The following is a 13,334-nucleotide window of genomic DNA, read 5'->3' as shown; positions in this document are numbered from 1 at the left end:
TAAACGAACGAAGGAGACACCATGAAGACCGTGCTCGACGGCCTCCTGCTCCCCGAATCCGCCCGCTGGCACGACGGCCGTCTCTGGCTGGCGAACTGGGGTGCCGGCCAGGTCCTCGCCGTCACCCCGGACGGCGAAAGCGAGGTCATCGCGAACGTGCCGACCACGATGCCGTTCTCGATCGACTGGCTCCCCGACGGCCGTCTGCTGATCGTCTCCGGCCCGGAGGCCCGCCTGCTCAACGCGGACCTGAGCACCTACGCCGATCTAAGCCCCGTCGCCGCCTTATGGAACGAACTCGTCGTCGACAGCCGTGGCAACGCCTTCGTCAACGGCTTCCACGACCTCCAGGCACCCGGCGTCATCGCCGTCGTCACCCCGGACGGCGAAACCCGCCAGGTCGCCGACGGCATCCTCTTCGGCAACGGCATGGCCATCACGCCCGGCGACTCGACGCTGATCGTCGCCGAGTCGTACGGCAACCGGCTCACCGCGTTCGACATCGCCGAGGACGGCTCGCTGTCCGGCAGGCGCGTGTGGGCCGAACTCGGCGGCGATCATCCCGACGGCATCTGCCTCGATGCCGAGTGCGCCGTCTGGTACGCGGACGTGGCGGGCAAGTACTGCGTCCGGGTCCGCGAAGGTGGCGAAGTACTTCAGAAGGTCGAAACCGATCGAGGCTGCTTCGCCTGCACGCTCGGCGGCGAGGACGGGCGTTCGCTCTACGTCCTCGCCGCCGAATGGCACGGCTGGGAAAACCCGTTCGGCGACGGACCGACCGGGCAGGTCCAGGTCGTGGAAGTCGCCTAGCCGATCGCCTCGGAGGTCGCCTTCGCGACCTTCAGGGCGTTCTCCTTGCACTTCGTCTGGTCGACCTTCCCGGAGGGGTCGGGGCCGGTCACGATGATCTCCGCCTCGACGTTGCCCTGCTGGAACTTGATCTGGCATTGGCTCGCTGAATCGAGCTTGGCGTACAAGGCCTTGGTGGACTTGGCCATGGTGGGGATGAGCACGCCGCCGTCGTCGACGGCGTTCTCGATCGCGGCCTTGGCCGACGCTTCACCGGCACCCGAACCCGGCTCCTTGGACTTCGAGAGGTACATCGCCACCGACGCCGAGGGTGCGTCGGGTTCCCGCCAGGTGCAGAACGAACGCGTGTAGACGATCTCGTTGTTCGAAGTGCTCGCCGGCTCCTCGCCCTTCGGCGTCTCCAGTGGCGGCAGGTTCCTCACGCCGGTCCCGATCTTCTCGCAACCGGGCATGGAGGTGTACTTGTCCGGCGGCCCGGACTTCTTGGACGACGTCGGCGCCGCGGCCGAAGACGAACCGGAGTCACCGGACAACAGCAGGAACGCGCCCACTCCGCCGCCACCGAGCAACACCACCGCACCGATCACGAGCCCGACGATGAGGCCGGTGTTCGACTTCTTGGGCGGCGGCGGGCCGTACCCGGGCTGCGGGTATCCGGGGTAGCCCTGCTGCGGATAACCCTGCGGTGGATACGGCTGCTGAGGTCCCTGCTGATAGGGCGGTCCGGGCTGCATGCGCCGAGGGTAAGGCCTCGCGACGGTCCTTAGTGGACGAACCCCGCAACTGGTGCCACGTGATCCTGCTCGCTCGACTCCGAACTCACGTGCTTGAGCGGCGAACTCGCGTGCTTGAACGGCGAACTCGCGTGCTTGAACGGCGAACTCGTCTGATCGCCGCCTGATCACGCGAGATCGCCGCTCAAGCACGCGTGTTGTCCCTCTGGACACGGGAAGGCCCCCTTCCCAGCAGGAGGAAGGGGGCCTTCGCGTTCTCAGGGGTGGATCAGAGAGTCAGCGACCAGCTGTTGAGCGTGCCGGTGTCGGCCCGGTACACGTCCTGCACCTTCAGCTTCCAGGCGCCGTTCGCGGCCTCGGCCGCGGCGTTGACGGTGTACGTGGTGTTGATGTTGTCGGACGAGTCGTTGCTCGAACCCTTCAGGCGGTACGCGGTGCCGTCCGGTGCGACCAGGTCGATGACCAGGTCGCCGACGTAGGTGTGCGTGATGTTCACCGCGACCTTGGTGGTGGCCGAGGCGTTGCGGGCGCAGTTCGCGACGGTGACCGGGCTGGTCACCGCGGCACCGGCGTCGGGGATGGCGACGGCGCCGCTGCTGGTCTGCGTGCCACAGGGGGTCGGCTCGGGGCCGGGGCCGCCGCTACCGGTGTAGAGCAGCACGTTCGGCGAACCGGTGCCAGGGTTGGTCACCTTGCCCTTGGTGCCCGCGTTGACCAGCGCGTCGCGGACCTGCGCCGGGGTAGCGGTCGGGTTGGCCGAGGCGTACAGCGCGGCCGCGCCGACGACGTGCGGGGTCGCCATCGAGGTGCCGCTGATGGTGTTGGTGCCGTTGTTCAGCCAGGTCGACGTGATGTTGCTACCCGGCGCGAAGATGTCGAGGCAGGTGCCGATGTTGGAGAAGCTCGACCGCGCGTCCGTGTTCGTCGTCGAGCCGACCGTGATCGCTTCCGGAGTACGGGCGGGCGACACGTTGCACGCGTTCGCACCGTTGTCGTTACCGGCCGCGACACCATAGGTGACGCCCGACGCGATCGACCGCTGCACGGCCTGGTCGAGGGTCGCCGAAGCGCCGCCGCCGAGGCTCATGTTCGCGACGGCAGGCTTGACGGCGTTCGCGGTGACCCAGTCGACACCGGCGATGACGCCGGCGGTCGTGCCCGAACCGGAGCAGTTCAGCACGCGGACGGCGACGAGCTTGACGCCCTTGGCCAGACCGTGCGCCGTACCGCCGATGGTGCCGGCGACGTGGGTGCCGTGGCCCTGGCAGTCCGTGGCGTCGTTGTCGTTGTCGACGGTGTCACGGCCATGGGTCGCGCGTCCGCCGAAGTCGGGGTGCGTGGTGAGGATGCCGGTGTCGACGACGTACGCGGTGACGTTGGACGCCGTGGTGCTGTAGCTGTACTTCTGGTCCAGCGGAAGGCTTTGCTGGTCGACCCGGTCCAGGCCCCACGACGGCGGGTTCAGCTGGTCCGCCGAGATCGAGACGGTCTGGTTCTGCTCCACGTAGGCCACCGCGGAGTCGGCGGCGACACGCTTCGCCTGCTTTTCGGTCAGTGCGCCGGAAAAGCCGCGGACCGACGAGGCGAAGGTCTTCTCGACCGTGCCGCCGTGACGGTTCGTCAGGCTCTTCGCGGTGGCTTCGACCGACGAGCCGTCCTTCAGCACGACGATGTAGCTGTCCTTGATCGCCTTGGCGCTGCCCGCGTTGACGATCGAGCCCTCCGCCGCGGACGCGACGGTGGCGCCACCGAGTGCGGTCAGCACGGCTACGGCCGCCGCGACACCGAAGGCGGGCAGGCGTCTTTTCAGGGTTCCCAGGGAATTGTTCAAGATATTCCTCCCAGGCAGGGTCGACCCACGGACATGAAGAGGCCCGCCGGATCGTTGGGGTGACTCAGAGGTGAAGCGCGTTCCACTTAGGAGCGCAGGCTGAGACTAAGTCGCGGTTTCACCCCAAGGAAGACCTTGCATTACGGACATCTCGGTAGTAATGGGCAGCACATCGGCGCAGTTCGGTCACCGTTCGGCCCCCGCCTTTAGTCGCGTCTTGCGCCCGTACGGCCCACGATGAATGGGGAATCCGCACATCTGGTGGTCGCTTTCCCGCCCGCCGGTCGTGTCACCGCCGTGGAAGTACACACGGATGGCCGACTACTAAAGTCGCGACCTGGCGGAGCGGAAATCGATTTCCATCCTACCTTCGGATGGAGCACACTCGGCTGCGTGCTGCTCCGGCAAGAAGCCCCGGCTGATCGCGAGGCGATCCACGCTGTCCATCTGGCCGCGTTCGCGAACCACAGTGTCCCGGTGGTCGAGGCGAAACTCGTCGACGAACTCCGTGAAGACGGCGATCTGCTCGGCCCACTGTCCATCGTGGCCGAACGAGACGGCGAAGTCGTCGGGCATGTCTGCTGCAGCCCGGCGCGGCTCGGCTCCGACGAGAAGTCGACGGTCGGCCTCGGCCCGCTCGGCGTCCTGCCCGCGCACCACAGTCCGGTGTGGGCTCGGCTCTCGTACACGCCCTTCTTCTTCCGCAATTAGTCCTCTAGTTGCGGTACTTGCACGCGCAACTACCGCAACTAGAGGACTAATTGCGTGGGTCAGGAGGATGCGAGGAGGTTGTTCCGGCGCAAGAACTCCTCGGCGACGTCGAGCGGGTTCCGCTTCTCCTCACTGAACTGGACGTTCAATTCGGTCAGCTGATCGGTCGTGAGCGCCGCCGAAACCCGGTTCAGCGCGTTGACCTCCTTCGGTGACAGCGTCCCCTTCGCGACGAGGGGCACGATGTTCTGAGCGGGGAACATGTTCTTGTCGTCCACCAGCGGCACGAACCCGTTCGCGGCGATCGTCGACGACGTGCTGAACAGGTCGGCGACCTGGATCGCGCCGGACTTCAGCGCCGCGACCGTGACCGGGCCGCCGGTGTCGGTCGTGCGGATCTCGGCGAACTCACAGCCGTAGAGCGTCTTGATCTTGTCCTTCCAGCGGCTGCTCCACTGGCCGGGACCACCGAGCACGAGGTCCTTGCAGCGCGCGCCGAGATCGGAGAAGGTCTTCACCCCGGAATCGGCGAGTTCCTTGCGCACCACCAAAAGATCCTTGTCCTCGGCCGGTGCCTGTTCGAGCACCTCGAAGCCGGACGGCAGCTTTTGCTTCAACTGCGCGTAGACGTCCTGCGACGTGGTCGCCTGCGTCTCCTTGTCGAAATAACGCAACAGGTTCCCGCTGTAGTCCGGAACCACCGAGAGCGACTTGTCCTGCAGTGCCTTGACGACGACCTCACGGCTGCCGACAGGCGGCCGGACGGTTACGTTCTCCGCGCCCGCGTCGCGCAGCGCACCCGCGTAGATCTGGGCCAGCAGAAGGCTTTCCCCGACGTCCGACGCGCCGATGATGATGTCGCCGGTCGCGCCGCCCTCGGCGCCGCCTGCCAACGGGTTACCGCATCCCGTTGCCAGCAAAGCGATCCCGGCGACCAAAGCCGCCAACGTCCGCCTCATACCTTCGCCTTCTTCCCGCTCGCGGCCTGCGCCAGTCGCACTCCCTTGGGTACCAGCGCCCGCTGGACGCCTGCCAGGACGAGGTCCAGCGCCACGGCGAGCAACGTCGTCAGGACGGCACCCGCGATCACCTGCGGATAGTCCAAAATGGCCAGTCCGTCGAGCAGGAACCGGCCGAGTCCGCCGAGCCCGACGTAGGCGGCCACGGCGGCCGTCGCGACCAGTTGCAGTACCGAGTTCCGCACCCCACCGAGCACCAGCGGCAGCGAAATGGGCACCTCGACCTTCCACAACCGTTGCCAGCCGGTCATTCCGATCCCCTGAGCCGCGTCGACCACACCTTGGTCGGTCGCCTGCAGGCCGGAGTACGTCCCGGCGAGGATCGGCGGGATGGCGAGCACCACGAGCCCGATGATCGTCGAGATCTCGCTCTCGGTGAAGAGCAGGAACAGGAAGGTCACCAGCCCCAGCGTCGGGAGCGCGCGGATGGCGTTGCCGCCGCTCACCAGCAGCACCGCGCCACGGCCGGTGTGCCCGACGTAGAGGCCGAGCGGGATCGCGATGATCAGCGCGAAGACCAGTGCCAGCAAGGTGTAGCCGAGATGCTGCAGCAGCCGGTTGAGAATGCCCTCCGTGCCCTGCCAGTGGGCCGGGTCGCCGAACCAGTTCAGCAGGTCGCCGATCATTTCGCCCCCGCCGTGTTCGCCACCCGGTCCCAGGGTGTGAGGACTTTCCGCACCCGCACCAGCAGCAGGTCGACGATGAGCGCCAGCAGCAGCGTCGCGACGATGCCGACGACGATCGGTGAGAAGTACTCGCGCTGGAAGCCGTCGGTGAACAGCACGCCGAGCCCGCCGGTGCCGATCAGCGCGCCGACGCTCACCAGGCTGATGTTGCTGACCGAGGCCACCCGGACGCCGGCGGCGAGCACCGGCACCGAAAGCGGCAGTTCGACGGTGAGGAACTTGCGTGCCGGTTTGTAGCCGACCGCGGTGGCCGCCGCGACGACGTGCGGCGGGACGGCGTCGAGCGCGTCCAGCACCGGGCGCACCAGCAGGGCGGAGGTGTAGACGGTCAGCGCGACGATGACGTTGACGCTGTCGAGGATCTTCGAGCCGATGATGCCCGGGATCACCACGAACAACGCCAGCGACGGGATCGTGTACAGCAGGTTCGACACCACCAGCAGCACGGAGCGCACCGGGGCGAACCGGTGGCCGAGCCAGCCTGCCAGTACCGCGATCACCAGGCCCAGCCCCAGCGGCACCAGCGAAAGGTAAATGTGGTCGAGCAGGTTACCGAAGAACTGCGAACGGTTGTTGGCACTGGCGAGGTAGCGCCCGAGTTCCGCGACGAAGTCCCCCATCAGGAACCCAGTGGCAGCGCTTCGATCACTTCGAGAACCTGCTTGGCTCTGACCACGCCGAGGACCTTGTGGTCGGCATCGACGACGACGCCGAGGCTCGCGGGCGACGAAAGCGCCGCGTCGAGCGCGCCGCGGATCGGTGCTCCCTGGACGTACAGTGATCCACCCGCGACGAGGTCGGTCTCGCGGAGCTCTCCGTCCACAGTGGATCCCGGGCGCAGCCAGCCGCGTGGCTGTCCCTCGGCGTTGACCGCGACCAGCCACTCGTCGGACGGCCCGGCGACCGGCTGGCCGACCTCGACCCGCTTGACCTCTTCGACGACGATACCGTCCGCCGAAAGGAAGGAAAGCCCGCGGTAGCCGCGATCCTTGCCCACGAACGACGCGACGAAGTCGTCGACGGGATGGCGCAGCACATCCGAGGGCGTGCCGTACTGCGCGAGCACCCCGCCGACCCGGAGCACGGCGATCTTGTCGCCGAGCCGCACGGCCTCGTCGATGTCGTGGGTGACGAACACGATCGTCTTCCCCAGCTGTGACTGCAGTCGCAGCAGTTCGTCCTGCAGTTCCTCGCGGACGATCGGGTCGACGGCGGAGAACGGCTCGTCCATCAGCAGCACCGGCGAGTCCGCCGCGAGCGCCCTGGCGACGCCGACGCGCTGCTGCTGGCCGCCGGAAAGCTGTGCGGGGTACCGCTTGCCGAGTTCCGCGGGCAGGCCGACGGTCTCCAGCAGTTCGGCCGCGCGCTTGCGCGCCTCGCCCTTGTCCCAGCCGGACAGCAGCGGCACGGTGGCGACGTTGTCCAGGACTGTCCTGTGTGGAAAGAGGCCGGCGTGCTGGATGACGTAGCCGATGCCGCGGCGCAGCAGCGCCGGGTCGCCGTCGCTGACGTCCTCGCCGTCGAGCAGCACGGAGCCCGAGGTCGGCTCGACCATACGGTTGATCATCCGGAGCGACGTGGTCTTGCCGCAGCCGGACGGTCCGACGAAGACGGTGATGGTGCCGTCCTCCACGGTGAGGTTCAGGTCGTCGACCGCGACCGTCCCGTCCGGATACCGCTTGGTCACGCCACGGAACTCGATAGTCACGTGTCTCTCCCCATGTCTGGTCGAAAAACCGTAGCCCAGATCCTGCCTGTTGGCACGGTGTCTCAGGGATCGGGTCACTAGGCTGCGCGCTGTGAGTTCTCTCCTCGATGACGTCCTGGCGGCGCACGGTGTCCACGTGCGACCGCTCCATCAGGTGATTTCCCTGCTCCGGACGGATTGGCGTGACCTCGGCGAACTGGTCCGGATCAGCACCGCGCCACGCCGGAGCGTCGAAGACGTCCTGAACGCGCTCGGCGACGACCTCGAGCGGAACGAGTCCCGCCTCCGGCTGGTGCCCGCCGCCCGCGAGAAATACGCGCGCTTCGAGGCGCGGGACCGGAAAACCGATCCCGACCTGCTGAAGACCATCACCAGCTACGTCGAAAACGTGCCGCCGCCGCTGGCCGCGCTCGACCACGTGCAGGCGACGCCGGAGACCGTGCTGAACCGCGCGCTGTGGCTGGACGAACGCTACGACCTGGACACGGCGAAGCTGCTGTTCCTCGGCGACCACGACCTCACTTCACTGGCCGTGCGCGCCTTGCGGCCCGACGCGGACCTCACCGTCGTCGACCTCGACGATCGGGTGCTGGCCTACATCGACGAACTCAGCGAGCGGTCCATTCGAACCCTGCACACCGATCTGCGCGTCGGGCTGCCACCCACCGTGGCCGGCCGGATGGATCTCGTGTTCAGTGATCCGCCTTACACCCCCGAAGGAATGGGCCTGTTCGCGGCACGCGGGGTCCAGGCGCTCACCGAACCCTCGGATGGGCGATTGTTGCTCGCTTACGGCTACAGCCCCCGCCATCCCGCTTTGGGCGCCCAGGTGCAGCGGGCGCTCGCGACGCTCGGGCTGACCTTCGAAGCGATCCTGCCCGGCTTCAACCGGTACTTCGGGGCGCAGGCGATCGGGAGCGCGGCGGACCTCTACGTCTGCCAGCCGACCGCGAAATCGAAGAAGAACCGCGGTGGCAAAGGGAAGGCCACGATCTACACGCACGGGCCGCAGTCGGTGGAGTCCGCAGGCGCGGCCAAGCCGTCGCTGCTGGACAAACTGCACGAAGTCGCCACAGCGGGCGGGCTGGCGGTGGAATCGCGACCGGTCGACTGGTCTGTTTCCGGGCCGGAAGGCGACGCGGTCGCGATGGATCTTTCGGCCGACCCCGGACCGTGGCTGCTGAGGACTCTGCTGGGCACCAACGCGCGGCGGCTGGCACTGCTCGTCCCGAATTCGCACCCCGACCTGACGAACGCCGAGGCACAGGGCGCGCTCAACCGGCTGGTCGGGGCGAAGTACCGGCTGCGGTTGCTGCGGAGCACCCCGGACAACCGGCACGCCATCGTCGTCGCGGACGCCGTCGACCATCCCGAAGAGATGCTGACCAGGGCGCACGCACGGCTGGCGAACGTCTCCCTCGACGTCCCGGCGGACCTGACGGACGCTCGGCTGATCGACCTGCCGCGGCACCGGCTGGCGGAACTGCTCGCCTGAGCCGGCGGCTGTCATCGGAACTTCATGAGCCATCCCTAGGTTCGGTTCCATGAACGAACCGCGCGGACCGCAAGCACCGACCGGCCCGCCGATGCCAGGTGCCGTGCCCGCTCCGCCGTACGGGTATCCCTACCCGCCGCCGCAGCACAAGACCAGCGGCCTGGCGATAGCCGCGCTCGTACTGGGCCTGACCGGTTGCTTGCCGCTGGCGTTGCCGCCCGCGATCATCTTGGGCATCGTCGCGCTCACCCAGACCGGTCCGGGGAAACGGCCGGGCCGCGGTCTCGCGATCGGTGGCCTCGCCGCCGCCGGGGTCTGGACCGTCGGCTGGGTCGCCCTGCTCGGGAACACCATGGCGGACCCGGGCCGCTACACCGCGACCTCGCCGAGCGCGGGGTGCGCGACCCCGTCGCCCGGCTACGCCAACGTATGCACCTTGAAACCGGGTGAATGCTTCGAGCAGCCCACGGTCAACGGCACTTACACCAGCGTCGAACTCACCCCGTGCGGTGGCAAGCACAGCACCGAGGCGATCGGGGCCTTCACCGCGCCGGACGGCCCCTGGCCCGGTGACGGGAAACTGAAAGCGGAAGCCTTGACCCAGTGCGAGCGGATCATGGCCAAGAACGTGGACCGCCCGCGCCTCGACGCGGCCGGTGCCGACGCTTACCTGAGCTACGCGGGCCCCGAGCGCGTCGGCTGGGAACGCGGCGTGCGCACCGTGCACTGCACGATCTACTCGCCCGGCTCACAGCTGACCGGTTCCGTACTCGCCGCCGGAGCCGATCTGGCCATCCCGACCGGCTGAGATGCGCAACCCCCGGATGAGCTGAACGGGACTTTCTGGCAAATTTGCCAGGAAAGTCCCGTTCAGCTCACGCTTCAGGGCACGAATGGACCGGTCACACCACGCCGTCGGCCTCGGCGGCCTTCGCGACCGCAGCGGCCACCTCGGGCGCGACGCGCGGGTCCAGCGGGCTCGGGACGATGCGGTCCGGGCCAAGGTCGTCCTGTGCGACGGAGAAGATCGCGTCGGCCGCGGCCAGCTTCATGTTCTCGGTGATCGCCCGCGCGCCGGAGTCCAGCGCGCCGCGGAAGACGCCGGGGAACGCCAGCACGTTGTTGATCTGGTTCGGGAAGTCGCTGCGTCCGGTCGCCACGATCTTGGCGTACCGCGATGCCACGGCCGGGTGAACCTCCGGGTCCGGGTTGGACAGCGCGAACACGATCGCGTCGTCGGCCATCCCGGCCAGCAGGGTCTCGTCGATGGTCGCCCCGGACAGGCCGAGGAAGACGTCGGCGCCCCTGAGCGCTTCGCCGAGGCCGCCGCGCAGACCGGAGGTGTTCGTGGTCTCGGCGAGTTTCCGCTTGATCGGGTTCAGGCCCTCGCGGCCAGGGTGGATGATGCCGCGCGAGTCGAGCACGGTGACGTCCGCGACACCGGCGTTCCGCAGGATCCTGGCGCAGGCCACACCCGCCGCGCCCGCTCCCGAGACGACCACGCGCTGGCCGGCGATGTCCTTGCCGAGGACCTGGTTCGCCCCGCGCAGCGCGGCCAGCGTGACGATCGCAGTGCCGTGCTGGTCGTCATGCATGACCGGGCAGTCGAGGGCCTCCTTGAGGCGGTCCTCCAGTTCGAAACAGCGCGGCGCCGAGATGTCCTCCAGGTTCACCGCGCCGAACGACGGGCGCAGCCGGACCAGGGTCTCGATGATCTCGTCGACGTCCGTGGTGTCGAGCACCAGCGGGATCGAGTCGAGCCCGCCGAAGGTCTTGAACAGGACCGACTTGCCCTCCATGACCGGCAGCGAGGCGCTCGCGCCGATGTCTCCGAGACCGAGCACCGCCGTACCGTCGCTGACCACCACGACCAGCCTGTCCGCCCACGTGTACCGCTTCGCCTTGGCCGCGTCCTCGGCGATCGCCAGGCTGACCTTCGCCACCCCAGGCGTGTACGCGACCGAAAGGTCACGGGGCGAGGAGATCGGGCGCGTCGCGGCCACGGAGAGCTTGCCGCCCTCGTGCCCTTCGAAGATCTCGGTGTCGGTCACTGGCGTGGTCATCGTGTTTCCCGTCATTGCTTCGGCCGTGTCGATGGACGGCGAAGTCTCGATTCGAGCGTAAGTCACTGGGTACTCCTGGGACTGCGAGCGGGGGAACTGGTGAATGGGCAGGCCGAAAAGGGCATGGCCCGGCCATCCTGGTAACTCGTCCTCCGACACGGCAGCCCAGCGCGGTAGCGCCGGCCTGTCGGCGAAGCGTCCAATCGGCCATCGGTGCCGTGGGTGTGGCGACGGCCGCGGACGCAGCGGTCGGATCATTGTGACAGGCGTACGGACCAGTGTGCCCCTCTGGTGCGGTTGATGTCACAAACTTGCCCGGCTTTCCGCAGCTCAGAAGAGGTTAGCAAGACGTCCGTCCGGCTTGGGAACCCCTCGTTAGCATGGGGGCATGCAAGCCAGGCTCCTCAGCATCCCCGATTGTTTCGAGTTCACCCCTCGCGTTTTCCCCGATCACCGCGGTCTGTTCGTGGCACCGTTCCAAGAGGAGGCGTTCGCCGAAGCGGTCGGCCATCGGCTTCGCCTGGCACAGACCAACACCAGCGTTTCCCGGCGCGGGGCCATCCGCGGCCTGCACTTCGCGGACACCCCGCCCGGACAGGCGAAATACATCTACTGCCCGAGCGGCTCACTGCTCGACGTCATCGTCGACGTCCGCGTCGGCTCGCCCACCTTCGGCGAGTGGACGTCCGTGCTGCTCGACAGCGCCGAGTACAAGGCGGTCTACATCGCGGAAGGCCTCGGCCACGCCTTCATGGCGCTCGAAGACAACACGGTCATGGCCTATCTCTGCTCCGAGCCGTACAACCCGGCGGGCGAGCACGGCATCAACCCGATGGACACCGACCTCGCACTGCCGTGGCCGCAGGACATCGAACCCGCGGTGTCCGAAAAGGACACTGACGCGCCTTACCTGAAAGAGGCCCTGGAGCAGGGGTTGCTGCCGCAGTACGACGAATGCGTCAAATTCTACGAGAAGTTGCGGGCCGAGGGCTGAGCCAGCCGAGGACGTCCTCCCGCGGCACGCGTTCCACGTTCCGCTCCACCGGCGCGGTGATCGTCACGAAGGGGTTCACCCCGGTACTGTCCGGGATCAGCGATCCCGCGGTCACGCAGAGGTTCCGGTAGCCCTTCACCCGGCCGTACAGGTCGATGGCCTTACCCAGCACCAAACCCGGTGAATCGGTCCTCGAACGACCGGGTATCGCCGAACGGGTCACTCCGGTACACCGTGCGATTCGCCCGGTCGACCTTGTCGAAGCGGCGCCGGGATTCACGACGGCCGTCGTCGTAGGCACCGGTTACGGCGCCGCGGTCACCGTACTCCGCCTCGGCGAAGCCGAGACCCGGCCCGCGCGATGGAAATCTTGGTGAGCCCGAGAGCGGCGGCGGAGTCGAGTGCGGTGAACCCGAGGAACTCGCGGCGCGACAGTGGGGTAAACACCGTTAATCTCAACCGAACGTGACGATTCCGGGATCCCCTGGGGGACTTCCCCGATGTGACCCAGACCGGAGCAGACCAGTCTTTCCGGTCATGAGACGTCTTCTCGCCGCGACCGCGGCCGCGCTGTCCGCCGCCGTCCTCGTCGTCCTGCCCGGCCACGCCTCCGCGGCGTCATCCCCCTTGCCCGACTTCGACTTCTCCGCCTGCCCCGCCCCGCCCGTCAACGCCGACCCGGGGACCTGGCGTTGCGAAGCCTTTGTCTCCCAAGGAGTCTTGACGATCGGCGACCGTGAGATCCCGCTCGGAGAGATGCGGCTGACGTTCTCCGAGGGCAAAGTGAACGGCAAGTACGCGCAGGTGTTCGGCGAACTGCGTCACGCTCCCGCCCGGCTCCGAGGCACTTTCGGCGCGACCATGCAGCTGGAGTACGGCGGCTACTCGGATTTCCTGTCGAACGACGAACGTCACGGCGAACTGGATCTCTATGGGGTCCTGCGGCATCCGTTACTGCCCAAGGGATGCACGGTCGGCACGTTCGACGCGCCGCTCCGCTCCGTGGTCAAGGACGATCCCGCGGTGCCCTTCGAGGTGATCTCGCAGAACCCGACGACGGTGAAGTTCGGCGTCATCGACACCCAGCTCGCCTTTCCGCGCACCACTGGCTGCGGACACCTGGCGCAAGTAGCCGACCGCTTGCTCGGACTGCCGTCGCCGAGCGGGGCGAACACCTTCAAACAGGTGACCTATGTCCAGTTCAAGCCCCTCTGACCACCGCAATTCGTCCTCTAGTTGCGGTCCTTGCACACGCAAGGACCGCAACTAGAGGACGAAACGCG

At 67.7% G+C, this 13,334-nt stretch carries 13 protein-coding genes and 1 pseudogene; 6 read left to right on the top strand and 8 right to left on the bottom strand.

Annotated elements, in window-relative coordinates:
• Positions 1-21 precede the first annotated feature (21 nt).
• Positions 22-810, top strand: a complete 789-nt coding sequence (locus tag ACM6LR_RS14405; RefSeq protein ID WP_414943945.1) for an SMP-30/gluconolactonase/LRE family protein — start codon at positions 22-24, stop codon at positions 808-810.
• Here the strand turns inward: ACM6LR_RS14405 and ACM6LR_RS14400 are convergent.
• Positions 807-1,544 (bottom strand): hypothetical protein, encoded by a 738-nt coding sequence (locus ACM6LR_RS14400; protein WP_414939451.1) that lies wholly within the window; start codon positions 1,542-1,544, stop codon positions 807-809. The two genes, ACM6LR_RS14405 and ACM6LR_RS14400, sit on opposite strands and share 4 nt — an antisense overlap.
• A gap of 268 nt (positions 1,545-1,812) precedes the next feature.
• On the bottom strand, positions 1,813-3,375 hold the full coding sequence (locus ACM6LR_RS14395) for a S8 family serine peptidase (RefSeq protein ID WP_414939452.1): 1,563 nt from the start codon (positions 3,373-3,375) through the stop codon (positions 1,813-1,815).
• A 393-nt stretch (positions 3,376-3,768) separates the two neighbouring features.
• Here ACM6LR_RS14395 and ACM6LR_RS14390 point away from each other — a divergent pair, with 393 nt between their 5' ends.
• On the top strand, positions 3,769-4,086 hold the full coding sequence (locus tag ACM6LR_RS14390; protein ID WP_414939453.1) for a GNAT family N-acetyltransferase: 318 nt from the start codon (positions 3,769-3,771) through the stop codon (positions 4,084-4,086).
• 59 nt (positions 4,087-4,145) lie between these two features.
• Here ACM6LR_RS14390 and ACM6LR_RS14385 read toward each other — a convergent pair whose 3' ends face one another.
• Genes ACM6LR_RS14385 through ACM6LR_RS14370 form a run of 4 tightly spaced genes read right to left on the bottom strand, consistent with a single transcriptional unit; the run spans position 4,146 to position 7,499 of the window.
• Positions 4,146-5,045, bottom strand: a complete 900-nt coding sequence (locus tag ACM6LR_RS14385; RefSeq protein ID WP_414939454.1) for an ABC transporter substrate-binding protein — start codon at positions 5,043-5,045, stop codon at positions 4,146-4,148.
• On the bottom strand, positions 5,042-5,731 hold the full coding sequence (locus tag ACM6LR_RS14380) for an ABC transporter permease (RefSeq protein WP_414939455.1): 690 nt from the start codon (positions 5,729-5,731) through the stop codon (positions 5,042-5,044). The genes ACM6LR_RS14385 and ACM6LR_RS14380 overlap by 4 nt, the downstream gene beginning before the upstream one ends.
• Complete coding sequence (locus ACM6LR_RS14375) at positions 5,728-6,411, bottom strand: ABC transporter permease (protein ID WP_414939456.1); 684 nt, start codon at positions 6,409-6,411, stop codon at positions 5,728-5,730. The genes ACM6LR_RS14380 and ACM6LR_RS14375 overlap by 4 nt, the downstream gene beginning before the upstream one ends.
• On the bottom strand, positions 6,411-7,499 hold the full coding sequence (locus ACM6LR_RS14370) for an ABC transporter ATP-binding protein (protein ID WP_414939457.1): 1,089 nt from the start codon (positions 7,497-7,499) through the stop codon (positions 6,411-6,413). Before ACM6LR_RS14370 ends, ACM6LR_RS14375 begins: the two co-directional genes overlap by 1 nt.
• A gap of 91 nt (positions 7,500-7,590) precedes the next feature.
• On the opposite strand from ACM6LR_RS14370, the gene ACM6LR_RS14365 reads away from it, so the two are divergent.
• Both ACM6LR_RS14365 and ACM6LR_RS14360 read left to right on the top strand, forming a co-directional pair.
• The gene (locus ACM6LR_RS14365) at positions 7,591-8,994 is read left to right on the top strand and encodes a bis-aminopropyl spermidine synthase family protein (RefSeq protein WP_414943944.1); all 1,404 of its coding nucleotides are present in this window, start codon (positions 7,591-7,593) and stop codon (positions 8,992-8,994) included.
• A 49-nt stretch (positions 8,995-9,043) separates the two neighbouring features.
• Entirely contained in the window at positions 9,044-9,802 is a 759-nt protein-coding gene (locus tag ACM6LR_RS14360) for a DUF4190 domain-containing protein (RefSeq protein ID WP_414939459.1), read from the top strand.
• A gap of 94 nt (positions 9,803-9,896) precedes the next feature.
• Here ACM6LR_RS14360 and ACM6LR_RS14355 read toward each other — a convergent pair whose 3' ends face one another.
• On the bottom strand, positions 9,897-11,057 hold the full coding sequence (locus ACM6LR_RS14355; RefSeq protein WP_414939460.1) for an NAD(P)-dependent malic enzyme: 1,161 nt from the start codon (positions 11,055-11,057) through the stop codon (positions 9,897-9,899).
• Positions 11,058-11,445: 388 nt separating this feature from the next.
• On the opposite strand from ACM6LR_RS14355, the gene ACM6LR_RS14350 reads away from it, so the two are divergent.
• The gene (locus ACM6LR_RS14350) at positions 11,446-12,051 is read left to right on the top strand and encodes a dTDP-4-dehydrorhamnose 3,5-epimerase family protein (protein ID WP_414939461.1); all 606 of its coding nucleotides are present in this window, start codon (positions 11,446-11,448) and stop codon (positions 12,049-12,051) included.
• Here ACM6LR_RS14350 and ACM6LR_RS14345 read toward each other — a convergent pair.
• A pseudogene (locus tag ACM6LR_RS14345) lies at positions 12,017-12,314 on the bottom strand (GMC family oxidoreductase); the annotation flags it as partial. The gene ACM6LR_RS14350 and the pseudogene ACM6LR_RS14345 sit on opposite strands and share 35 nt — an antisense overlap.
• A 274-nt stretch (positions 12,315-12,588) precedes the next feature.
• On the opposite strand from ACM6LR_RS14345, the gene ACM6LR_RS14340 reads away from it, so the two are divergent.
• Entirely contained in the window at positions 12,589-13,266 is a 678-nt protein-coding gene (locus tag ACM6LR_RS14340) for a hypothetical protein (protein ID WP_414943943.1), read from the top strand.
• Positions 13,267-13,334 lie beyond the last annotated feature (68 nt).

Source organism: Amycolatopsis sp. cmx-11-32, assembly GCF_047608695.1.
Classification (GTDB): domain Bacteria; phylum Actinomycetota; class Actinomycetes; order Mycobacteriales; family Pseudonocardiaceae; genus Amycolatopsis.
The sequence above is the reverse complement of the archived record's forward strand: the minus strand, read 5'-3'. Positions and strand labels throughout refer to the sequence as shown.

Coding starts and splice junctions, on each gene's coding strand:
- ACM6LR_RS14405 (WP_414943945.1), top strand. CDS start 22: ATGAAGACCGTGCTCGACGGCCTCCTGCTCCCCGAATCCGCCCGCTGG.
- ACM6LR_RS14400 (WP_414939451.1), bottom strand. CDS start 1,544: ATGCAGCCCGGACCGCCCTATCAGCAGGGACCTCAGCAGCCGTATCCA.
- ACM6LR_RS14385 (WP_414939454.1), bottom strand. CDS start 5,045: ATGAGGCGGACGTTGGCGGCTTTGGTCGCCGGGATCGCTTTGCTGGCA.
- ACM6LR_RS14380 (WP_414939455.1), bottom strand. CDS start 5,731: ATGATCGGCGACCTGCTGAACTGGTTCGGCGACCCGGCCCACTGGCAG.
- ACM6LR_RS14375 (WP_414939456.1), bottom strand. CDS start 6,411: ATGGGGGACTTCGTCGCGGAACTCGGGCGCTACCTCGCCAGTGCCAAC.
- ACM6LR_RS14360 (WP_414939459.1), top strand. CDS start 9,044: ATGAACGAACCGCGCGGACCGCAAGCACCGACCGGCCCGCCGATGCCA.
- ACM6LR_RS14355 (WP_414939460.1), bottom strand. CDS start 11,057: ATGACCACGCCAGTGACCGACACCGAGATCTTCGAAGGGCACGAGGGC.
- ACM6LR_RS14350 (WP_414939461.1), top strand. CDS start 11,446: ATGCAAGCCAGGCTCCTCAGCATCCCCGATTGTTTCGAGTTCACCCCT.
- ACM6LR_RS14340 (WP_414943943.1), top strand. CDS start 12,589: ATGAGACGTCTTCTCGCCGCGACCGCGGCCGCGCTGTCCGCCGCCGTC.